The following is a 22442-nucleotide window of genomic DNA, read 5'->3' on the forward strand; positions in this document are numbered from 1 at the left end:
CTCCCCGCGTTCACTCGGAGGAATCCTCAGTCGATGCGACGCATTGGGGGCAGCGGGTAGGTCTGATCGATGATCGACTCGCCGGGCAGGTAGACGCGGAGCACCGGCCGGAAGGGACCCGCGGGCGACGGGAGCCAGTTGGCTCGCTGCGCGGCGTCGTCAGGCGGGTCGTGAGAGATCGACACGGTGACCGAACCCCCGGGGCCGACCCTCAGGCCGGCCGTTCGGTCGCCGACGGAATAGCGGTCGATCGCGTTGGCCACGAGGTAGTAGTCGGGGACGTCGTACATGGTGAGTGACCAGAAGGCGTCATTGGGCGGTGTTGGGTCAAACGTCACCTCGTACCGATGCTCGCCGGTCAACTGTTGGCCGCCGTCGTCGACGTAGATCGCGAAATAGGCTGCCTCGTAGCCGTTGTTCCCCCACAGCCCTCCGAGGGCGGCTGCTGCGCGGGAGATGAGGCGTTCGGTGGCATCGGTTTGCTTCCACCGAGGATCGTCGAGGGCGCCGACTTCGAAGTGGTCGAGGTTGTAGTCGAAGGAGTGCAGCGTGATCTGCCAGCCGTTGACGGAGTCGACGTGTCCCCCTCGCAGTACGCCGGCCAACGTCTCGGCACCCGCTGCGTAACCGTCGCGCAGCGCCGCTTGGACCTCGGGGTCGAGGTCTGCCACCGCGGTCGTCCCCGTCAACCCGAGTGCGGCGAACCCGTCCTGAACCGGACGATCGCGCGTGGGCGGGGCAAAGGCCTGCGAATATCGGCGGTACTTCTCCCAGAATTGGAGTGCGTCGTCCGCGCCGTCGTCTCGTACGTGCGGAATTCCGGCGACCGGCTGCCCGTCACCGATCGGCGTGAGAGTCGTCGAGTCCTGCAGTCGATGCACGGTGGCGAGATCCTCGGGCCCGTCCACGGCCCAACGTCCGACGATCGAGGCGACGTCGGTGGGAAGGTGAATCACGTTGTCGTACGGCTTGTCCGAATCCTCCGCAGCGGAGTTCGGGCCGACGAGGAGGTAGCGTCCTGCCGTCGTTCCAGTGGATCGCTTCCCTACGTAGGCGAAGTTCTCCGTCCACGCGCTGACGAACTGGAGCACGTAGTAGCGGCCGGAGGTGTCGGGCACGTCGAGTATCAGAGGTCCGGCCGAGAGATCTAGTTGAGCCATGGAGTAGACGGTGTCGTTGTTGATGGTGACGAACCGGTCGTCCGGTCCGGCCACCGTGCGCGCATGGCTGAAGGAGTTGAACGGTGCCGCCGGGTTCGCTCCGATCCCGGTTTCGACGTACCGGCGGACCTGCTCGAGATTGAACACGAGAGGAAACCCGTAGACGTAAGCGCGCGCGGCGAGCGCCCGCAGGTCCGTACCCGCTTCGGTCACGAGGGCAGCGCCTCCACGCGGGGCACGCTCCAGCGTCCGTCCAAAACCTCCGGGCGAGGCCGGTACATGCGCAGCAAGAAGTTCCAGCCATCCATCACGTAGAGGAAGTTGCGCTTGTCCCCGGGGTCCACGCCAAAGTGCACGATGACCGAACCATCGGCCTCCGGCGCAGCGGTGAGACTGTTGATGTTGTTGACGCCCAGCGGGTTCGGTTCGAAGTATCCTTGCGCGTTGTACAGCGACACCGACCAGAATGCGTCGACAGGGACGTCGGCCAGGCGCATCCGGTACTCCCCCACCGGCAAACCGGGATTGACGTTGACGTAGTGCGCCTCGTACTCGGGCAGTCCACCCCATGCCGACGCCGACCCGATGAGGTGGCGTACCGCATCCACCTCGCTGCGGCGGCCGAACGCCCGCCGATAGTCGGGCAGTCCCGTCGATAGATCGAGCAGCGCCTGACGGGTGTGGGTCTGGGTTGCGGCGTCGTACTGGGGCTCGGGGAACGGCTCGTTGGATGCCGCTCGCACCTCGAGTTCGTCTTGCAGCGCATTCACTGCGGCGACGTCGTCCGGGTCGGCCGGGTCTACGAGAATCCGAACCCCCAGCATGGCGTAGTCGGTGTCGAGTTCGGCCGCATCGAGATCGACCGTGCCAGGAGCGTGAATGATGGCCGGAACGTAGTGGTCGCGGGTCACGACCATGACCGACATGTACCGATCACCCGAGTCGGGCACGACGAGTTGGGCGCCCTGGGTCAGGTTCACGACCGTCTGGCTGTAGAGGGTGTCGCGGTTGAGCCTGATGATCGGCTGGTGGTCGAGCGGCGCGGGCACCCGGTAGTGGACCCACCGCCCAAGTCCGCCGGAATCGGCCAGCATCCGCGAGAACATCAGATCGGACTCGGCTCGAGCGAAGTTGTCGGCATTGACGATGGTCACGGTGGACCTCCTCCGATCGGCACAGCCACGGGCGACCGCCACCGCAGTCTAGTTCTCGCGTCGAGCACCGTGTGTCAAAGTGACTGCTCAGCATCGACCCCATCGAGGAGGACCATGTCGCGACCGCAGGACACCGCTGCGCTCGAACCGCTGACCACGCACGGGCCGGCTCGCGCATGGGCCGCCGTCGCGGTGCTGGCCCTCGTCGGCACACTCAACTACGTCGACCGCTTCCTGCCGGGCGTCCTCGCCGAGCCCATCAAGCAGGAACTCGCGTTGTCCGACACCGCAATCGGCGTCATCAACGGGTTCGGGTTCCTCATCGTCTACGCCGTGCTGGGCATCGTCATCGCGCGCGTGGCCGACCGCGGCATATTCGGTGCCGTCATCGCCGGCTGCCTCACGCTGTGGGGGTCGATGACCATGCTGGGCGGCGCGGTCCAGTCCGGTTTCCAGCTCGCACTGACCCGCGTCGGCGTGGCCGTCGGCGAGGCGGGCAGCACTCCGGCAGCGCACGCCTACGTGGCGCGCAACTTCGTCCCGGAGAAGCGGTCGGCGCCGCTGGCGGTCATCACCATGTCCATCCCACTGGCCAGTGCCGCCAGTCTGCTCGGCGGCGGCCTGCTCGCCGAGAGCATGGGCTGGCGCGCGGCTTTCGTCGTGATGGGCGGCATCAGTGTGCTGCTCGCGCCGCTGGTGCTGTGGGTGTTGGGCCGCCGTCAGACCCTGCCCACCCCGCCGCCGCGGGAGAGCGCCGCCGCGTTGCACTGGTGGGATCTGCTGCGCAAACCCAGCTTCCTGGCCATGGTGGCCGGTACCGCGCTGGTGTCGGCGGCCGGCTACTCGCTGACCACCTTCGCTCCTGCGTTCCTGATGCGAACCCGGGGCATGTCACTCGGCGAGGTCGGCATCGAGTACGGCCTCGCGACCGGCCTGCTCGGGGTCCTGGGGCTGCTCATCGTCGGCCGCATCGCCGACCGGCTGGCCACCCGCGACCCGCGTTGGTTGCTGTGGATCGTCGTCATCCTGATCGCGGCCTTGCTGCCGGCGTCCGCGTTGGCGTTCGTCGTGGAGAGCCGCACGGTGTGCGTCTGGCTGCTGGCACTGGCCTACGTCATCGGCACCGCGTATCTGGCGCCGTCCATCGCGGCGATCCAGCGTCTGGTGCTCCCCGAGCAGCGTGCGACGGCTTCGGCCATCTTCTTGTTCTTCAACGCCACCCTGGGCGCGGTCGGCCCGTTCCTGACCGGGGTGATCAGCGATGCGCTGACCCCGGACCTGGGCCCGCAGGGACTGGGCCGCGCGCTCCTGATCCTGGTGCCGACCATGCAGCTGGTGGCGATCGGCTGCTACGCCCTCGCCGCACGTCGCTACCGTCGCGACATCATCGAGGAGCCACTGCAGGCGACACCGTGAACGCGAGAAGCGTTGCGCGGGCTAGGACGTGGTGAGCTAACCCGGGGAGTGCCGCCAAGCGTCCACCTGCCCTTCCACGAGGATCGGGATGTTGGCCGCCCGACGTCGAGTGTGAACGTCACGACGGAAATCACCCGAGAACGTCGTGAAGTTCACACTCGGCGAGGCAGCTACAGGTCGACAGGCGTCTCCGGCGCCGCATGCCGCGGGCTGGCCGCACCGCTATCGGGCACCGCTGAACCACTCACGGGCGCTTCGTCTATCGGCGCGCGTTCGCGGTGCTTGCCGCCGGCCGCCTCGTCGCGCTCACGCTCGTCGCCCCGGCGTTCTTCGGCCCCCGACTCGGGGGCACCGCCGGCGTCCTTGCCCGCACCGGTGGCCATCTGCACGATCTGCTGAGCGCCCTGCATACCGGCTTGCGGTATCTGGCTCATCGCGCCCATCGCCTGCTGCGGCATTTGCGCGGCCTGGCTCGCCATCTGCATGGGCATGCTCATCAGCTGGCCCATCTGCCCCATCGCGCCGCCCCCGGCCCCAGCCGCGCCTGCACCCGCAGAGGCGGCCGCCCCGGAGGCGACACCCGCAGCCCCACCACCGGCGCCGCCAGCGCTACCACCACCGAACTGCTGCTTCTCATACGCCGCAGCCAGTTCCTCATCGGTGCCCTGGTACTTGCCCGCCGCCGCCACGATGTTCGACGCCGTCTGCGCCGCAGCCTGCTTCACCGCTGGCAGACCCTCGACGATCGGCGTCTCCAACGCGGGAAGCCTCTCCGCGATCGCAGCGGAGATCGCATCGCTCCCGGTCACCGTGAACGGGTCCGGTGCCTCCGGCAGGGCCCGCGCCGACGTCTCGAGCTGTGAACCCAACTGGGACAGCATCTCCGGGTCGACCCGGAGCGTGTCGCCTGCACCGCTACCGATACCCATGTCAGAACCGCAGGTTCCGCAGCACGTCGTACACGCTGGCGATCCACAGCAGCAGCGGGATCACGGCCGCGATCGCCACGCCGTCGAGTAGCTCGAGGATCCGCTTGGTCACCGGCGACACCCGACGCACGCTGTCGGTCGCACCCACGATGATCAGCGCGACGATGCCGAGCGCTGCGTACAGCGTCAACACCATCCACGCCGAGTCCGGATACCAGGTGGACAGCCGGACCGCGACGCCGGTCGGAACGACCACCGCGGCCGCGAGAAGCGCCCACGCACACCATCGTTCGGCGTACAGCCGCGACCGGAACCCGCAGATCGCCGTCACCAGTCCCGCGACGATCAGGCTGTGCATGAAGAAGTGGCCCTGCACCACGACGGTGATCGCACCTGCGGCGAGCACCGTCGCGCCGGCGCTCACGAAACCGATCAGCAGCTGCTTCGCGAGCCTGCTGCGCTCGGTCAGTCGAGCCGCCGACTCCGGCACCGACGCGATGATCGCCTGCCAGGTCGGTGATTCCTCGTCGGTCGGATCGGGCGCCGACACCGGGTCCAGCAGCTCGTCGTTGTGCACCGTCTCACCGGGCGCCGGGATCGGAGGCAACGCGATCCGGGCGACGGCCACGGTCAGCTTCGCCGCGTTCGTGACCACGATCAGCCCAAAGGCGATGGCGCCGGCGGGAACCCAGTAGGACCAGCCGTACCCGAAGGCCACTGCCGCCGCGGTGATGGCGATCGCCGCCACCGCGAGGAACGACGCGATCTCGGCGCGCTTGCGTGGCCCACCGCGGGTGGCCAGCACCAGCAGCAGCACGACGGCTGCGGCACCGGCGATGTTCGGCGCCCCCAGCCCGTCGATGCCACGCGGGATCGGGACGGCGAGGGCGACGGCGCCGGCCAGCAGCGGCATCGACGCCACCAACAGGCTCTCGCACATGTCGATGTTCCGGTACCGGTTCTTGGCCAGCATGCTGCCGCCGAGCACAGCCAGGCCGAGCACGCCGATCGCCAGCGTCCACCACCAGCTGCGCCCGGTTGCGTCCCACGCCCGCATGGCCGCAATGGTCAGCACTACGCAGACGGCGGGTATGGCCAGGCCGACGAATCGGTTTAGTGCCGTGCGGTCGAACTCCGGCGACTCGTCGAGCACCGCGATCGCGTCGATGACGTCTTCGACCAGAGGCCGGTACCGCTCGGTCCGGCTGACCGAGACCAGGGTCAGCAGCGATCCGTCGACCACGCCCGCCTCGTCCAGGGACTCCGAGACCTTCAACGGCGGAGCACCGGGACGCGCGAACGCCCACTCGCCCTGTGCCTTGAAGTCGAAGCCCGCCAGCACGTCCTTCGGCGCATCCTCGAGGAGTTCGGCGAGGAACGACACCGTCTCGTCGATGTAGGCCTCGACGGGAGCAGCCGCTGGCAGGACCAGATCGGTCATGCGCTTGCCGGTCAGGATCGTGACGCGGGTAGTCGACGGCCTGCCGGGCGTCACGCCCGACGTATTGGGTGCAGCCGCCGTGGTGGTCAACGCCGCTCAAGCCTGTCGAAGTCGTCCGACAGCGCCGCGGCCAACTCCACGATCCGGCGACGGAAGGTGTTGCTCAACAGCTCGAGCTGGATCTCGGTGCCAGCCGCGATGTGCTTGTCCCAGGGCAGCACGATGACCCGACCCGGCGGGACGTGCCTCTCGAACTGCTGGACGAGATCGTCGACGTCGATGTTCGGCTTGCCCGGCACGACGTGGTTGATGACCACGCAGGACCTACCCATCAGATCTTGATACCCGTTCTGACGCAGCCAGTCCATCGTGACCGCGGCCTGGCGTGCGCCGTCGATCGACGCACTCGCCACGATCACCAGTCCGGAGACCGTCGACAGCACGCCTCGCGAGCCCGACTGGAACAGCCCGGCGCCGCAGTCGGCGAGCACCAGGTTGTAGTACCGCGAGACGATCCCGACGGCTGCCGTCCAGTCGTCCTCGTTGAACTCCCGACGCGCGCCGCTGTACTCGTCGGAGGAGAGCACCTCGAGGTTCGCGCCGTTCATGCTGGTGTACGCGCGGATGTCGTTGTACCGCGCCAGATCCTTGTCCGACAACAGGTCCGCGATCGTCGCCGCAGACTGGCGTCCGGCGCGGTCCGCGAGGTTGCCGGCGTCGGGATCTGCGTCGACGGCCAGGATCCGGTCACCGCGGATCTTGCTGAGCGCCGAGCCGAGCGCGACGGTGGTCGCGGTCTTGCCGACGCCGCCCTTCAGACCCAACACGCCGATCTGGTACGAGTCACGGGCGTTGCGACGGATCCGCGCGAACAACTCGAGTTCGTACATCTCGTCGGGCGACAACCCGACGTTGATCCGGGTGAGGAGGTAGAGGAAGCGGCGCCAGCCCTTCTGCGACGGCATCTTGACCGCGGAGCGGACACCGACGTGCGACAGTGCGTCGATCGCCCGGTGGTTGCCCATGGACGCCGCGGACTGCACCGCAGGCTGGCCGCCGGTCCAGGCGCCCGGGTTGTCGACCTGATCGAGGAAGTGCTGGGACGGCGCGGGTGCAGCGGCCTGCCGCGGCGACGGCGGCGGCGCAGAGCGCGGTTGTTCGTAGCGCGCTCCGGCATGGCCCTGACCCTGCGGGCTGCGCATCATCCCGTTGGGCTGGACGCGCGACTGCCCGGCCGCCCGGGTCGGCGGGATCTGCGTGGTGACCTCGGTCGACCGCGGCGGAGGTGCGGCGGCGGACTGGGTCGGTGTCAGCGGCATCGGATCAACGGGGTTGGTACCGATGGGCATTGGCGTCGACGAAGCTGCCAGCGCGGCTTGTACTGCCTTGGGATCCACGGTCGTCGTCTCGTCGTCGCCGGCCTCTGCGGCCTCGGACGAGTGGAAGAGCCGGTCATAGTCCGCCGACATGTGTGCCTCTCGGGGTTGGAAGACGATTGAGCGCGAAGCGAGGTGGGCGAGACGGCCCGGCCAGACGGCTCGGACCGGTCCCGCCCACCTCCATGCCTCGTGGTGCTACGCGAACATCCCGGTGACGCCGGCTTCGGTCTGCGCCATGGTCTGGCCGGCCTCGCTGATGGTCATCGCCAGGTTCTGCAGTGCGTTGTTCAGCTCGAGAGATGCCTCGTCCCAGCGCATCTGCACGGCCTGGTAGGCCTCCGAGCCCGAGCCACCCCAGACTGCGGCCAGGGCGCCGAGCGACGCCTTGCCTTCGTCGAGCAGACCCGCGGTCGTCGCGACCGATCCCTGAATCTCGCCCGAGCCACCCTCGATGCCGGCGAAGTTCCAAAGCTGTTCACCCATGTTCATGTCTCCGTTTCTAAGTTCGGTTGGTCTGGATCAGAGGTTCATTGCGGTCGTCAGCGCCGAGGTCTGATCCTCGTCGGTCGACGTGTACTGGGTGCCGGACGTGTGGATGTTGCCCGAGATGTCGTTCAGCTGCTGGATCTGCGCCTGGGCAGCCTCGTGGAAGCGGACGAGCGCAGCCTGCGCGGCCGTTCCCGCCTGGCCGTGCCACTGGCCGGCGAGCGAGCCTGCCGTCGACTCGACCTGGGCGATGACGCCCTTGAGTTCTCCGGAGATGCGCTCGAAGTTGGCTGCCTCCTTGGCGAGGACAGCGGCATCGGTATTCATCTGTGCCATCGGTGTTTACCTTTTCTCTTTTCCTGTGTCCTCACCACGGGAAATGGCGAGTCCTTCCGCCCCCTTGGGCCGGGAAGTCTTGTGTCGTCGACGACTCACCAGTCGTCGTCCTCGTCCTCACTCAGGTCGTGAGCGAGTGGTGACGGCGCCTGCAAGCCCTGCTTGGAGCCGCCGCTCTTCTTGTTCTGGCCCATGTCCCCCATGGGCCCACCGCCGCCTGCACCGTTGACCGGAGCCAGACCGGCCCCCGATCCACCGGCACCCGCACCCATCGGCACCTTCTCAGCGCTGCCGACCAGGTTGGCCATCAGCGGCGTCTGCGCCATCGAGCCGCCCATGCCGGGCAGCGATGCCGCCCGAACCAGACCGGCTCCGGCACTGGCACCGGAACCGCCCACCAATGGATGGTTCGAGAACGGGCTGGCGCCGATCAGGCCGATCTGAGCGGGTTGTGCGTTGCCGCCGCCCATTTGGCCGAAAATCGACGACATCTGCTGCAGCGGACCCGTGAGCTGCTGCAGCGGCTGCGTCACCATCTGCGTTGCCTGCTGCGGGGCCTGCATCGCCATCGACCCGAGCTGGGAACCCATCTGCATCGCCATCTGGACGCCTTGCTGAGCGCCCTGCATCGGGTTCTGCTGAGCCGTGTTCTCGGCCTTCTGCGCCTGCCCCTCGGCACGCGTGCCGGCGTGATTCGCCATGCTGGCCGCCCGGCCGCCGTGCAGCGCGGCGGACTCGACCTTCGCCCGTGCGCTGACCGTGGCGATGGACAGCTCCCGAACCACCGCGCCCGGCGCCATCGCGGCCACCCGGCCCGCTGCCGCGCCGAGCGCCCCCTGACCGACGCCTGGAATGACGACCGGCTTCAGCGGCAGGATCGGCTCGAACAGCGTGTTCGCCGTGGTCTCGGCCTGGTAGGCGTCCATCGTGAACGCCGCCTGATTCCACATCCGGACGAAGTAGTCGGCCTCGTTGATCCCGATGGGCACGGTGTTCACGCCGAGGAAGTTCGTGGCGTGCAGGGTCGCGCGCGTCACGTGGTTCATCTCGATCTCGGGCAGCGGAGGCGTCGCCATGAGCGCCGCGGTGTACGACGTTGCCTGCGCCGTCGCCTGCAGGGCACGCTTCTGCGCCTGCATGGACGTCGTGCGCAGCCACGCGACGACCGGCATGGTCGCCTGGACCGCGCGCTCACCCGCCGCGCCCGACCACGCTCCCTGCAAAGCCGACAGGCTGCTCATCAACTCGTCTGCCTGCGTCTCGAGCAGGATCGCAAGCGCTTCCCACCCGGCGGCGGCCTGCATCATGGGCGCAGGACCGGCACCGAGCATCAGCCGGGCGGTGTTGACCTCCGGCGGCATGGCATGCCACAGCATGGTGGGAATAGCAGCGATTGCAGACATTGTTTGCTGAGCCCGAAATCAATTCAAGAGTTGATGAGGTTATTACGACAGGACGGCGGCGTTTTCGCCGTCGACCGTCGTGTAAATGCCGCCAATTTCCATGTAGGCAGCACCGGTGCGAGACAGCTCTTCCTGCGCGAACGCGTTCAGGGCGAGAGCCTGCGCGCCCTCGGTGGCGAACGCCATCGCCGCCTGCAGGGACACCTCGTCAGCGCCGGCCGGCATAAGTGCTGTTACCTCGGCACTTGCGGCCGTTCCGCCGGCCAGCCCGCGGGCGCCATTCGCGACCACCTGGCCGCCGATGCCGACCGCCGCGGGGTTGTGAGACATGGGTTGCATTGCGCGATCTCCTTACCTATTCCGAACCGACTGGACAGCGCACGATTCGGCGGTAATGCGAGATTCACTGATCCGCAGCATGTGATCCCCCGACCCGTTTGCTAGTCAATCGTAGCGAGCGTTGCTGAATGACTGATGAGAATGTTACCGGGCCTCCGGAGGTGCCGCGAACACTTCTTCTGCCGGGGGGTCCACGTACGGAGCCTGAACGACTTCCTTGCCGTCGGGCGAGACGAGAAACGCCTGGCCAGGTGGCCTGCGCTTGAGCTTGATCTCGCTCGACGGAAACTCCGCCTTCTCGCCCGAGAGGAACAGCGTCGGCGAACCAGCGCCGTACGCAGCGCCCACGAACTTGTCCATCGTGGCCCGGTGGGCCTGACTCATCTGACACGTCACGATCAGATGCAGGCCGATGTCCGCAGCAGCCGGCAGCAGAGGTCCCAGGGGCGCCATCGGCGGCATGACACCGCCGGCCGCCACGATCATGTGCCAGTCGTCGACCAGCAGCACGACGTCGGGCCCGGTCCACCACGACCGCGCCCGCAGCTGCGCGGTGGTCAGGTCGGGCGGCGGCAGCCGCTTCTGCAGATTGGCCGCCAGGGCCTTGATCGACTCCTCCAGCGAGGAGTTGTTCCTGTTGACGGCGCCGGCGGCGAGCAGATGGCTCTGCGGGACGGCGTCGAGCAGACCCGACCGGTAGTCGGCCAGCATGAACCGCACCTGTGAGGGGTCGTTGCGCGCGCAGATCGCCGACGCGACGGCGTGCGCGATCGTGGTCTTGCCCGACTTCGGCGCCCCGAAGATCAACAGGTGCGGCGTGGCGTGCATCGGGTTGTACGCCACCGACAGGTCCGACTCGCGCAGGCCGATCGGCACCGTCCACCTGGTCCGGTAGTCGCTCTCCGGCCCCGGCGGGCTCGGGTCGAGATCGTGGAGGTAGATGCGCTCGGGCAGCACCCGGACCTGTGGCGCCTGATCCGTGTGCAGCGACGCGATGTGGGCCACCGCGGCGGTGATCGCAGGCACCATGTCATGCGCGCTGTGCACGCCGTCGAGACGTGGCACCCCGATCATCAGATGGTGCTTCTCCGTCGACACCGCGCGGCCGGGCCGGTTGGTGGGAATCTCCCGGGTGATCCGGTCGATCTGCGTCTCGTTGACGTCGCCGAGGCGGAACTCCACCTTGGTGCCGAGGTAGTCGCGTACGCGCGCCTTCAGCTCGGTCCAGCGCGGAGTCGAGATGACGCAGTGCACGCCGAAGGCCAGGCCCTGACCGGCGAGGTCCTGAACGACCGGCTCGAGGTCGGGAAACTCCTGCACGAACGCCGGCCAGCCGTCGATCACCAGGTACACGTCGCCGAACGGGTCGGCCGACGCCGGGTGGCTGGGGTCCTGCCGCAGCTGCCGATACGTCGCGATGGACCCTACCCGGTGCTGTTTGAACATCGCCTCGCGCTGCCGCAGAACGGCTTTCATCTCGGCGACCATGCGGTTGACGCGGTCGGGCTCCGACCGGGTCGCGACGCCGCCGACGTGCGGCAGGTCCTCGAGGTACATCAGCCCGCCGCCGCCGAGGTCGATGCAGTAGAACTGCACTTGCCGCGGCGTGTGCGTCGCGGCCGCCGAGAGCAACAGCGTCTGCAGGAACGTGGACTTGCCGGTCTGGGGCGCACCGCCAATCGCGATGTTGCCGCCGGCCGCCGACGTGTCGATCCCCCACACCTCTTGGCGGTGCCTGCGCGGCTCGTCCATGATCCCAAGGCCGAATCGCAGCGGCTGGGGGTTGTCCCGCTCGACGAGTTCGTTGACCGGAGTGGGATCGGTCAACGGCGGCAACCACATTCGGTAGGCGCGTACCTCGCCCGTCGCCAACTGGTCGAGGACGACCTCGCGCAGCACCCGCTGTTCGGGTTCGCCTACGCCGTAACGCGATCCGCCTCCGGCTTCTCGCTGAACGGTCACTGGGCCACCGGCTCTGCGATCGGGGCGGCAGTGAACTGGTGGATCCGAACCTTGCTCGCGGCCGCGTGCCGTGGCGCGGCGTCGCCGTTCTCGGACTGCGCGGTGGCGGGCACGTAGGGCTCGCCGGTGTAGATGCTCTTGAACTTCACCGGATCCTCCATGCCGACGCGCAGGAAGCCGACGCCGCTCTCCTTGTTGGTGATGTACTGCGCCTCGGGCGTGCCGATCACCGCCTTGGACTCCGCGGAGCTGGTGGTGCGCAACGCAATCCGATAGGTCAGGTTGGGCTCGAGTTTGTCGATGCGGACGCCGCCGGTGTTCAGTGACTGCGTCGCGAGCAGCAGGTGCACGCGCAGTGAGCGACCGACGCGGCAGATCCGGTCGAACAGCGCGATGAAGTCGGGGTGGTTCTGCAGGAGTTCGGCGAATTCGTCGACGACGACGAACAGTGTGGGCAGCGGTGGCAGGTCGGCGCCGCGCTCGCGGTGCTTCTCGTACTCCGCGACACCCGACAGCGCGCCGGCCGCCCCGACCTGGATACCGGCCTGGCGCAGGATCGACTGCCGACGGTCCAGTTCACCGGTGAGCACCTCGCCCATGCGGCTGACCAGTTCGGCTTCTTCCTCCATGTTCGTGACGACGGCCGCGGTGTGCGGCAGCTTCTCCATGCCGAGGAACGTCGACCCGCCCTTGAAGTCGGTGAGCAGGAGGTTGACCTGATCGGGATGATGCGTGGCCACCAGCGAGAGGATCAGCGTCCGAAGGAATTCCGACTTGCCCGAACCGGTCGTGCCGATGAGCATGCCGTGCGGGCCTGCACCGAACTCGGCGCCCTCCTTGATGTCGAGGTACTGGATGTCGCCGGTCTTCAGTTCGTGCCCGAACGGAATCTTGAGCCGGTCCCGGTCGGTGTCGGTGAACATCCGCCACCGCGCGGGCGTGACCTCCTCGATCGTCTGCGCACCCACCAGCTGGTGCCACTCGGTGGCGACCTTCTTCTGCACGCGGGTGCTCTTGTCGATGATCGTTCCGGTGATCGACCAGCCCGCGAGCTTGCGCGCGATGCGGCCGGCCTGCGCGGCGGTCATCGTGTCCGACTGGCTGGTCACCAGACGGAACGGCTGGTTGGGCAGCTTGTCGTCGGCGGTGCCGTCCGGATCGACCCGGATGCGGTAGACGGACCCCCGGTGATTGCCGAGCGTGATGACGGTGACGCCGGCGCGGCCGTCCACCGGGAAGCCGGCCTTGCCGCCGGTGAGGTCGATGACGACGACGTACGGCCCGGCGGGTGCCGAGTCGGCGGTGTGCGGGCCCCGGGCGGTCAGGTCGGCCAGCCCGTCGGGCCGGGTGAAGACGAGCCGGGTCGCGCCGGCGGCGTCGGTGTCGTTCTGGTGCTGCACGTGCGGCAGCCACTTCAGCCACGACCACCGCGGGTCCTCGGGCGTGTCGGTGAGGACGCGCAGCTGCAGCAGGTCCGGCGGATGGAACACCGCCAGGTGGCAGATCATCGCCGTGAGCAGGCCCTCGCGGTCGCCGTCACCGCCGATCGCGATGGTCGGAAAGGTGCGCAGCTGAACGAGTTTCGGGCAGTCGTGGATCAGGCCGTGGGTGCGCAGGAACTTCGTCACCCACATGTGGCTGACCGGCTCCAGGTGGGGTTGCGGCGCGGCCTGCGGGCCTGCCAGTTCGCCACCGACGGACGGCTTGAGCAGCCGGTCGACGGCGGGCTCGGTACCCAGGCCGATCCGCACGGCCGCGTAGAAGTCCGAACTCGACTGGCGGGACCACTGCCGGTGCGTGCCGATGATCGACAGCAGGTCGTCGGGATGCGGTGCGTGGTAGTTGAAGAACGTCACCTGGGCCGCCGCCGAGGACGTCACGCGGGTGCGCAGACCCGCCAGGTAGCGCAGGTACTCCTTGCGATCGGCGTTGATCTCGGGCACCTTCTTGCCGCCGGATCCGCCACCGGCCATGAAGCCGACCGTCGCCATGACCATCATCAGCGGCATCATCAGCATGTACGGCGACAGCTGCCGCACGCCGGTGAAGATCATGATCACGATCATTCCGAGCATGCAGCCGCCCATGACCCAGGGCATGGCCTTCTGCATGCCCGACGGCGGGATCTCGATGCCGAGGTCGTCGGGCGGGGTCACGTTGATCTCGCCAGGGGTCAGGCGCGGGCCCCGCTTGATGGTCGGCGTGAACTTCTTGGTGGTCATCAACCGCCTCCGGTATTCGCCGCGGGCTGCGCGCCGCCGCGCGTGCCCTCTCCGACAGGCCGCGGGAACGGGTCCGCGGGCAGGGTGTCGTGCTCGAGCAGAGCAGCTTCCTTGGACAGGACGGGCCCGTCGACCAGCAGGCTGACCACCTGCCACGGGGCGGTCAGCGGGCCGGACAGCCCGAGTGAGTTCGCGGTGTCGTCGTTGGGCACGCCGTACCGGACGCCCTGCGGGTCGATGTAGTACAGGCTTTCGCCGTATCGCGGATCCGGCGACTGCAGCCGGATGAACTGCCCGCCGTTGACGTAGACCGTCGAGTCACCGCCGATCTGGTCGATGCCGGAGTTCATCGCCACGGCCGGGATCGGCAGGCGACGGCCAGCGATCACCGCGGTCTTGGGGGCCTGAGCGCCCGGCTCGCGCTTCCACGCCCAGCACAGCGTCGGGGTCTCCTGGCGCTGCAGGGTCTTAAGCGGCTCGTCCGGCAGCGGCGAGACGAACACCTGCTCGGCGATCTTGGCGACGTCACTCGACTCGATGGCGGGCGGCGCGACCAGGTCGTAGGAGTTGGTGGCCCGCAACGCGGCTGCGGTGGTGGCGTTGACCTTCGCGACCCCGTCGGACAGCACCACGTAGAGCTGCTCGCCGGACTCGGTGACGGTCTTGAACACCGACCCGATGACGAGGTTGGGCGGCAGGCCGACGCTGTTGGGGGCGCCGGCGGCGCGGATCTGCGGCAGCTGCCACGGCCCGACGTTCGGCAGCGCGTTGAACAGCCCCTCCGAGATCGGTGTGGCCTTTGCCGTCACCGGGATGCCGACGGCCGAGGTCACGGCGCGGTCGGACAGGTCGATGGCATGCCGGCCGACATCGGTGACCAACCAGTCGGCGCCGTCGAAGGTCACCAGCATGGCCTGGTCCGGACGCATCGGACCGACCGTGGTGTCGGTGATCAGCGGCAGCACGATGACTGACGTATCGATGGTCGGCACAACGCTTTCCGCCTTGGTGACGGTGTCGCACAGCGTCCACGTCGACTCGGCGACAGGTGACACGGGCGTCGCGTACGGCGCGCCGGGGATGCCGATCGGCTGCCCCTTGGGCATCCGGTTGAGTTCCTCGGACTTCACGGCCGACGGCGTCCCCGGGTTGCCGAGTACCAGCCGCGCCGACGTGAGGTTGTACACCGGCCGCAGCTGGTCGGTGTTCGGCATCACGATGTAGAGCTGGTTGGTGGTCCGGTCGACCAGCAGGCTGTCACCGCCGCGCTTGCCAAGGGGCTTGAAGTACGCCATGAGCGCCGCGCCAAGGCAGATCACCACCGCCAGGACGATGCCGAGGAACACTGCGCGGCTGTAGAACTGCAGCGGATCGTCGAACATCCTGGTGTCGCGGCGCACGATCGCGTGCTCGACCCGGCGGAGCAGGAAGCGCCAGCCGCTGACCTGGATCTTGGTGGTGAGTCTGAAGCCTGCCACGAGATACCCGGCCTAGCCGCTGATGTTCAGCCGCGCATGCACGGCATCGATGGCGTCGGCCATGTCCTGGCCACTGATCTCGCTGAGCTGTTCGACGTCGAGGCTCTCGAAGTCCAGCGACCTCGCCAACCTCATGTCGCGGCACTGCTCGCCCGCCTCGACCAGCTGCCGCGCATACCGTCCGTTGCCTGCGATGTCGAGGGCGGGCTTGCCGTTGAGTGACCGCTGCCCCAGCAGTGTCGCCGCCTCCAGCACCCGCTTGGCCGCCTCGTCGCTCAGCGCCGAGTCATTGCTCTCGGCAAGCACTTTGGCGATCGCCACGATCTCGTCGGGCGCATACGAATCGAATTCGACGCGCGTGGCGAAGCGCGACCGCAGGCCGTCGTTCGTCTCGAGCAGGCGGTCGATGTCCGCGCTGTAGCCCGCGATGATCACCACGAGGCGGTCGCGGTCGTTCTCCATGCGGGCGAGCAGGGTGTCCAGCGCCTCGGTGCCGAACGGGTCAGCCTGGCCGTTGCGCTCCTGCACCAGGGTGTAGGCCTCGTCGATGAACAGGACGCCACCCAGGGCGCGGTCGATGGTGCGGGCCGTCTTGACCGACGACTGTCCCTCGTACTCCGCGACGAAGTCCTTGCGGCTGGTCTCCACGAGCTTGGGTTCGGTGATGACGCCGAGCCCGGCGAGGATGTTGGCGACCACGCGGGCGATCGTGGTCTTGCCGGTGCCGGGCGGGCCGGTGAAGATCATGTGCTTGGACTGCTGGGCCACCTTCATGCCGCGCGCAGCCCGCACCTTCGCCATCTGCGTTGCGGCGCGGTAGCGCTCGATCTGATCCTTGACCCGGCTCAGCCCGATCTGCCGGTCGAGTTCGGCCTGCGCCTCGGCCAGCAGCTTCTCCCGGCCGCTGGTGTCGGCGACCACGCTGTCGGGATCCCACGGGTCGCGGCGGGAGGCGATCTGCTCGGCGGTGGTGGTCTGCAGGCGGTAGGTCGGATCGCGAAGCGCAGCAGTGACCTTCGGCTCCGGGTGGGTTGCCTGCAGCCACTCCAGCAGCGCGACGGCCGATTCCTCGTTGCCCTGGCTGCGACGCGTCATGGCGAGGAACCAGGCGATCGCGGTCGCGCACGCCTCGCCGGCCGGCGACGAATTCGATTCGGTGAGACGACGTTCGGCCTCGGTGAACAGACCTAGGTTGGCGGCGGCCACGCCGTGCGCCACCCCGCCGGCGGCACCGAGGAACTTGTCCGGCCAGTTGCTCGCCCCACGCACCTCGTCGATGACGTCAGTCCACCTTTGCGCGGCGGCGTAGGTGACGGCCTTGACCCACGACAGCAGATGCTCCGCCCCCGCGGCGGGGGCGTCCTCGAGCGCGTCCATCGCGTCGGCGTAGTTGCCGCCGTTCGCTTCGTTGACGGCGAAGCCCATCGTGATGGCCAGGGGCGAATTCACCGGGTAGGTGATGTCGCCGAACTGGCCGCCGATCGGCATGCGGGCGTTCAAGGCGTTCATCGAGATCTCAGCGGCGCCCGCGAGCTGTCCGAAGTTGCCGCGTGAGTACCAGGCCCGGAACACCGTCACGCGGTCCGTGTCGCCGCATCGGATCCGGCCGACCCACGCGTCGCACGCCGTCTCGTCGATGTTCGTGATCTCCGTGAACATCTCGAGCGATCGCGCCGGCGACGTGGGCAGCATGCCCACGGCGCTCCCGAACAGTCCGGCCAAGTGGTCAGTCATCATCACCTGCATATCGTGTCGCGAATACGGATGCGCGTTCCCGGTCGGCTTCCTCGGGTGACGGCAGCTCGAGGTCCCGGCTCAGGAAGTCCCGGGTGGATGCGTCGTCGTGGCCTTGCTGTCGCATGCCCTCGAGCATGAACGAATACTGCGCGGACCTGGCGTCCTGCGTCGCCAGCCGGGCCAGGACGACGACCTCCTCGGCCAGCTGCGACTCCGACATGCGGGTCACCCTGGGGGACAGCTCGATCCGACTGACGCGGCCGTCCATGAACGCCGTGACGGTCACCGTCCCGGGAGGGTTCGTGACGCTGAACAGCGGCACGGGGACACCGTCGTCGTCCACGTCCGGCAGCCGATCGGGGATGATCGCTTCGGTGACGACCGCGGCCTCCGCCGGGTGCTCGACGAAGTCGTCGAAGGCGGCCAGATCGGAGTCGAGACCGGCATCGGGCGCGGAGAAGTCCAACGCGGACAGGGCGTCGTAGTCGTCGTCCGGTCCGTCGTCGAAGTGATCAGGCGAAGTGTGGTCCACCCCCGGTTTGCCTTTCTCCGTTCGCCGTCAGTCTGGGTAGGCGTCGTGCTCGGCGCCATTGTCGAAGCCGCCGTGGTCGAACCAGCCGCGGGACGGCAGGAACTCGAGCAGTCCGTCGAGCGCCCGCTGCAGGTTCTCCTTGGTACCAGACAGGAAGCTCCCGTAGAGGTCGCCGTTGACCCGCCGCGGGATCGACACGATGCGGCCCTGTCGCGCGTCGAGCACACCGGCAGCGACGTCGGTGTGTGTGGTCGTTCCGCCTGGATGCCGCTCGATGGCAGTGATCTCGACCCAGCTGTCCGGTGCGGCGACGGCATCGGCGTAGATCCTCGCCGAGGTTGGCGCGATGCCGAACTGGCCCAGTTGGTTCGCGGTCGCCGAGTCACCCAGCTTGCTGGCCACCCCGGTGAGCGGTTCGACCTCGGCGGGCGTGCCTGGTCCGAGCACGACGTTGACCATCCCGGCGAGACCGATCTGGGGTGCCACGCGCTGCAGGACGATGAGGTCCTCGTCGCGAGCCGCGATGACGTGCCGATCTCCCTTGCGGCACACCGTGAACCGGACCATCTTCCCGCCCTGGTCCCGGCGCCACCAGCGCCCCTCGAGCGTTCGATCGGCGCGGCTGAGCGTGTCGAGCATCGCCGCGACCTCCGGGTGCGGCTCACCGAAGACGTCGAGGACGCCCTGCGCCATCAGGTCACGGGTCACCTGATCCCACACGAGATCGCGTAGCTCGGGGATCGGGATGTTCGGACGGATGCCCATCGATGGTGGGAAGTCCACGAGATTGAGCTTGTCGGCGATGAGCAGGAGGCCGTCGATGGTCACTTCCACGCCCACGACGTCGTCGAAGTGGGTGCCGCCGTGGCCTGCGCCGAATCCACTCGTCATGGTCACCTCGGTGCCATCTGCGCACCGAGCAGCGCGCCGGCGTCCTGATCGGTCGCGTCGTAGCGGCTCGCCGCGGTCTGCAGGTCGTCCTGGAGTTCCTCGGACGCCTGCCCCATCGCGGTTCCCGCCGCCACGCGTGCGTGCTGTGCCGCCTCCACCGCCACTGCGGTCGACCAGGCGATGACGCCGTGGCTGAACCGCACCGCGGTGTCGACGCCGGCCGTCACCTCGGTCGCGGACCGGATCTCCGCGGCTGCCTGCCCCTGCTTCGCGGCCAGCTCCCGGACGTGTGCCGTGGTGACCTGCAAATCGCTCGACATCTAGACCCCCCTCGCTCTCATTGTTCTACCGTGCCGTCACTGCCGTCGACCCGGTTCCGCCATCCCGGGCGTCAGACGACCCGATTTGGTCGCCCACCAGCCGCTCGTGGTCGACGGGTGCGCGCTCGCCGCCCGGCGTTCCTGGCCCGGCAGCGACGGCGTCGTCGGGCTTGCCGTCGCCATCGGCGTCCTGTTCGACGTCGAGCACTCCGTCGCGGTTCTCGTCGTCCTCGGCGTCGGTCACGCCGTCACCGTCGGAGTCGTCGCGCACGTCGGGCACGCCGTCGCGGTCCGAGTCCTTGGCTGCGTCGGCCCGCTCCTTCTCCTCGGCGGCCTTCTGCTCGGCGTTCTGGTTCAGCGCCTGCTGCACCGCGGACTGGATCAGGCTGGCGAGCTGGGCGGCATTCATGCCGGCCGCCGTCGCGGCCGGTAGTGCACCGGCAGCGGCGGGTAGTGCGGCGGCGGGCGCGGCCCCCATCGGGGGTGCCATCGCGCCGCCGGATACGCCCGACCCGACCGGCGGGGATGCGGGTGCGCTCGGCAGGTCGGACGCCGGCACGTCGTCCACCGGTGCGGCATCCACGTCCGAGGCCGGGGCTCCACCCGATGCACTGCCACCGGACGCGCCGCCACCGGACGCCCCACCACCCAAGCTGCCGCCAGGCGCGCTGCCGGGCTCGTCGCGAGACCCTTCGTCGCCGTCGGTGTGCCCGCCGCCGGAGGGCTCGCCGCCAGGCTCCTCGCCGGGCCCAGTCCCCCCGTCGTCGGTCGGCTCGGACGGGGGCGGAACGTCGGTGCCCGGACTCTCGATGCTCGGACCCCCGCGCGACATGGTTCCCAGACCGGTGACGCGCTCGTACCGGTCGGCGGTCTGGCGGATCCCCGCTGCGTTCGCGTTGACCTGTTGGGTCAGTTGGACGAGTTGGGTGGTGCAGACGCCGAGTGCCTTGGTGACGGCGGCGATCTCCATCGCCAGGGCGGCGCCCTGCCCGACGTATGGCGTGGCCGCGACGAGCATGGTCACAAGGCCGACGTCGGCCAGCCAGTCGCTCTGGTCGTCGAGTGCGGTGCGGGTGGCGACGATCTGATTCGCCTCCCGGGTCAGGACGGCGTTGACCGCTTGGTCCGCTGCCGAGACCGCCCGGGTGCGGCCGATCTGCCGCTCGTTGGCATCCCCGTAGGCGCCCGAGCCGCGGCCCGACCAGCAGTCGTCCGGGTGCGCCGACGACAGCGTCGCGCCTGCTCGCTGGAACCGCGCCGCGCCCTCATTGAACCGTGCGCCGTCCTCGGGGTCGCCGAAGCCCGTCGTGAACTTCATCCCGCCAATGGTCTTCTGGCCGCCAGTCAGGATCGGCCGGTTGGCGCGCTCGAGGAACCGCTGTACGTCGGGGCGCGCGAGGAACTTCAGCGCGTCGTCGGCGTAGGTCGACATCTTCCGACCAAGCTTGGCGAGATCCGCCAACCTCCCGGCAGGGGAGAACCGTTCGAAGAGGTTGCCGAGCCCCTTCAACCCGCGTGCGAGCGTGTCGGCTTCACCGGCCAGTTCCTGCCCTGCCTTGCCCACTTCCCACAGCGCATCGCCGACGTCCTTGATGTCCCCGACCAGACTCATTCACCCCAACCCCTTCGCCGATGAGGACGCTACCAGCGGTTCCGGCCCCTCCGATGCACCAATTTCCAGCGCTCGGGGACGCGGTCGGCGTCAGGTCGCCGCAGCTGAGACGCCGCCTCGGAAGACGTCACGTCGGCCGACGACGCTCCGCAGCGCTGCCCTAGACGTCGAATTACGTGTTTGCTGACGGTCGCTGTGCGGTGGCCGGGACGCTGCGCAGCCTCGGGTCCGGCCGCGACGTGGTTGATACTGGCCGTGGTCGAACTGGCGGTCGGACCGCCTCGTTCCATATCCGGGAAGGGAGCCGTGTGCCGTGAGCGATCGCGACGATGCTCTGCGCAGACAGCTCGGGTGGACAGGGCCCGAGGAAACCGACTACGAGCCGCCACCGGCGCAGCCGTCGGCAGCCCCGGCGACGCCCCCGGTGCCGACTCGGCCTCCCGTCGACCCGCCGCTGTACGCCCCGCCACCGCCGCAGCAACAGCCACAGCCACAGCCACAGCCACAATGGAACCAACACCAGGCGGGCTGGCCGCAGCAGCCGCCGCCTCCCCCGCCGTCGCAGCCGCCGCACGGGCAGCATCCACAGCGGCCGGGTGGCCCGATGCACCCGGGCCAGCATGCGCCGGGCGGCTGGCAAGGCCAGCCCCAGATGCACGACACCCGGGTGATGCCGCCCACCGCACCCGGTTCCTACGCCGATCGCATCCGCGCAGACCAACTCGTCCCCGCCAAACGCACCCCACCGGCGCGCGGTTGGCGGCGCGCGCTGTTCCGCGCCAGCTTCGGCTTGATCAACCTGGGACCGTCACCCGACGAGATCCGCCAGGCCGAACTCGAGGCGCGCATCCGCGGTGGCTTGCGCGGGCACTACAAGATCGGCGTCATGGGCAAGGGCGGTGTCGGCAAGACCACCGTCTCGGCCAGCATCGGCTCGGTGTTCGCCGAACTGCGTCAGGACGACCGCGTCGTGGCCATCGACGCCGACACCGCGTTCGGCAAGCTCGGCTCGCGTGTCGACCCCAAGGCCATGGGGTCGTACTGGGAGTTGGCGGCCGACCAGCACCTCGAGACCTTCGCCGACATCCGCAGTCGCGTCGGCAACAACGCCGCAGGGCTTTTCGTCCTCGCCGGTGAGGGCAGCCCTGCGCGCCGACGCGTCCTCGATCCCGCGATCTACCGCGAGGCCACCGCGCGCCTGGACAAGTACTTCACCATCTCGATCGTCGACTGCAGTTCCACCATGGACACCCCCGTCACCCAAGAGGTGCTGCGCGACCTCGACGCGCTGGTCGTCGTGTCCTCGCCATGGGTGGACGGCGCTGCAGCGGCCGGTCAGACGTTGGACTGGCTGGCGGCGCGCAACCTGCACAGCCTGCTGCAGCGCACGGTCGTCGTGCTGAACGACTCCGATGGGCACGCCGACAAGCGGACGCGGGGCATCCTCGCCCAGCAGTTCGCCGGACAGGGTCAGAAGGTCGTCGAGGTGCCCTTCGACGGGCATCTGCGGCCCGGTGGCGTCATCGAGCGCACGGCAGAGATGGCGCCCGCCACACGGCGCAAGTTCCTCGAGATCGCTGCCGCGCTGGCCGAGCACTTCCCGACGAGCGACGACCGGGAGCGTGGCCGCGACCGCTTCTAGCCC

General features: G+C 68.7%; 19 protein-coding genes. 2 read left to right on the forward strand and 17 right to left on the reverse strand.

Translation table 11 applies throughout. The annotated features are described in order from the left end of the window. Window positions 1-26: 26 nt before the first annotated feature. Both G6N61_RS18255 and G6N61_RS30915 read right to left on the reverse strand, forming a co-directional pair. Window positions 27-1373 carry a DUF1254 domain-containing protein gene (locus G6N61_RS18255; protein ID WP_235887174.1) on the reverse strand — a complete coding sequence of 449 codons (1347 nt, stop codon included), beginning with the start codon at window positions 1371-1373 and terminating at the stop codon, window positions 27-29. Then, the gene (locus tag G6N61_RS30915; RefSeq protein WP_163919791.1) at window positions 1370-2314 is read right to left on the reverse strand and encodes a DUF1214 domain-containing protein; all 945 of its coding nucleotides are present in this window, start codon (window positions 2312-2314) and stop codon (window positions 1370-1372) included. Before G6N61_RS30915 ends, G6N61_RS18255 begins: the two co-directional genes overlap by 4 nt. Window positions 2315-2428: 114 nt before the next feature. Between G6N61_RS30915 and G6N61_RS18260 the strand changes: the two genes are divergently transcribed. Next, window positions 2429-3730, forward strand: a complete 1302-nt coding sequence (locus G6N61_RS18260; RefSeq protein ID WP_163919792.1) for a spinster family MFS transporter — start codon at window positions 2429-2431, stop codon at window positions 3728-3730. 170 nt (window positions 3731-3900) lie between these two features. Here G6N61_RS18260 and G6N61_RS18265 read toward each other — a convergent pair whose 3' ends face one another. The 15 genes from G6N61_RS18265 to G6N61_RS18335 form a co-directional block, all read right to left on the reverse strand. Continuing rightward, window positions 3901-4659 (reverse strand): hypothetical protein, encoded by a 759-nt coding sequence (locus G6N61_RS18265; RefSeq protein WP_163919793.1) that lies wholly within the window; start codon window positions 4657-4659, stop codon window positions 3901-3903. Window position 4660: 1 nt separating this feature from the next. Continuing rightward, window positions 4661-6190 (reverse strand): type VII secretion integral membrane protein EccD, encoded by a 1530-nt coding sequence (gene eccD, locus G6N61_RS18270; RefSeq protein WP_163919794.1) that lies wholly within the window; start codon window positions 6188-6190, stop codon window positions 4661-4663. After that, the gene (locus G6N61_RS18275) at window positions 6187-7569 is read right to left on the reverse strand and encodes a MinD/ParA family ATP-binding protein (RefSeq protein WP_163919795.1); all 1383 of its coding nucleotides are present in this window, start codon (window positions 7567-7569) and stop codon (window positions 6187-6189) included. Before G6N61_RS18275 ends, eccD begins: the two co-directional genes overlap by 4 nt. A 105-nt stretch (window positions 7570-7674) precedes the next feature. Continuing rightward, complete coding sequence (locus G6N61_RS18280; protein WP_163919796.1) at window positions 7675-7962, reverse strand: WXG100 family type VII secretion target; 288 nt, start codon at window positions 7960-7962, stop codon at window positions 7675-7677. A 36-nt stretch (window positions 7963-7998) separates the two neighbouring features. Continuing rightward, window positions 7999-8301, reverse strand: coding sequence for a WXG100 family type VII secretion target (locus tag G6N61_RS18285; protein WP_163919797.1), 303 nt, complete (start codon window positions 8299-8301; stop codon window positions 7999-8001). A 95-nt stretch (window positions 8302-8396) separates the two neighbouring features. Then, entirely contained in the window at window positions 8397-9677 is a 1281-nt protein-coding gene (locus G6N61_RS18290) for a PPE family protein (protein ID WP_163919798.1), read from the reverse strand. A 69-nt stretch (window positions 9678-9746) separates the two neighbouring features. Further along, window positions 9747-10043: a PE family protein gene (locus G6N61_RS18295; RefSeq protein WP_163919799.1), complete on the reverse strand. Its 297-nt coding sequence runs from the start codon at window positions 10041-10043 to the stop codon at window positions 9747-9749. Between the two features lie 144 nt (window positions 10044-10187). Continuing rightward, on the reverse strand, window positions 10188-12005 hold the full coding sequence (gene eccCb, locus G6N61_RS18300; RefSeq protein WP_163919800.1) for a type VII secretion protein EccCb: 1818 nt from the start codon (window positions 12003-12005) through the stop codon (window positions 10188-10190). After that, the gene (eccCa, locus tag G6N61_RS18305; RefSeq protein ID WP_163919801.1) at window positions 12002-14227 is read right to left on the reverse strand and encodes a type VII secretion protein EccCa; all 2226 of its coding nucleotides are present in this window, start codon (window positions 14225-14227) and stop codon (window positions 12002-12004) included. The genes eccCb and eccCa overlap by 4 nt, the downstream gene beginning before the upstream one ends. Beyond that, the gene (eccB, locus tag G6N61_RS18310; RefSeq protein ID WP_163919802.1) at window positions 14227-15705 is read right to left on the reverse strand and encodes a type VII secretion protein EccB; all 1479 of its coding nucleotides are present in this window, start codon (window positions 15703-15705) and stop codon (window positions 14227-14229) included. The genes eccCa and eccB overlap by 1 nt, the downstream gene beginning before the upstream one ends. A gap of 12 nt (window positions 15706-15717) precedes the next feature. Next, the gene (gene eccA, locus G6N61_RS18315; protein WP_163919803.1) at window positions 15718-17439 is read right to left on the reverse strand and encodes a type VII secretion AAA-ATPase EccA; all 1722 of its coding nucleotides are present in this window, start codon (window positions 17437-17439) and stop codon (window positions 15718-15720) included. Next, window positions 17432-17974, reverse strand: coding sequence for a YbaB/EbfC family DNA-binding protein (locus G6N61_RS18320; RefSeq protein WP_163919804.1), 543 nt, complete (start codon window positions 17972-17974; stop codon window positions 17432-17434). Before G6N61_RS18320 ends, eccA begins: the two co-directional genes overlap by 8 nt. Before the next feature lie 27 nt (window positions 17975-18001). Next, a complete protein-coding gene (locus G6N61_RS18325; protein WP_163919805.1) occupies window positions 18002-18865 on the reverse strand; it encodes an ESX secretion-associated protein EspG in 864 nt (287 codons plus the stop codon). 2 nt (window positions 18866-18867) lie between these two features. Then, the gene (locus G6N61_RS18330) at window positions 18868-19185 is read right to left on the reverse strand and encodes an ESX-1 secretion-associated protein (RefSeq protein WP_163919806.1); all 318 of its coding nucleotides are present in this window, start codon (window positions 19183-19185) and stop codon (window positions 18868-18870) included. A gap of 25 nt (window positions 19186-19210) precedes the next feature. Continuing rightward, the gene (locus tag G6N61_RS18335) at window positions 19211-20797 is read right to left on the reverse strand and encodes an EspA/EspE family type VII secretion system effector (protein WP_163919807.1); all 1587 of its coding nucleotides are present in this window, start codon (window positions 20795-20797) and stop codon (window positions 19211-19213) included. Between the two features lie 313 nt (window positions 20798-21110). Between G6N61_RS18335 and G6N61_RS18340 the strand changes: the two genes are divergently transcribed. Further along, window positions 21111-22439 carry a MinD/ParA family ATP-binding protein gene (locus G6N61_RS18340; protein ID WP_163919808.1) on the forward strand — a complete coding sequence of 443 codons (1329 nt, stop codon included), beginning with the start codon at window positions 21111-21113 and terminating at the stop codon, window positions 22437-22439. Window positions 22440-22442: the final 3 nt, after the last annotated feature.

This window comes from Mycolicibacterium arabiense, assembly GCF_010731815.2.
In the GTDB taxonomy this organism is placed as follows: Bacteria; Actinomycetota; Actinomycetes; order Mycobacteriales; family Mycobacteriaceae; genus Mycobacterium; species Mycobacterium arabiense.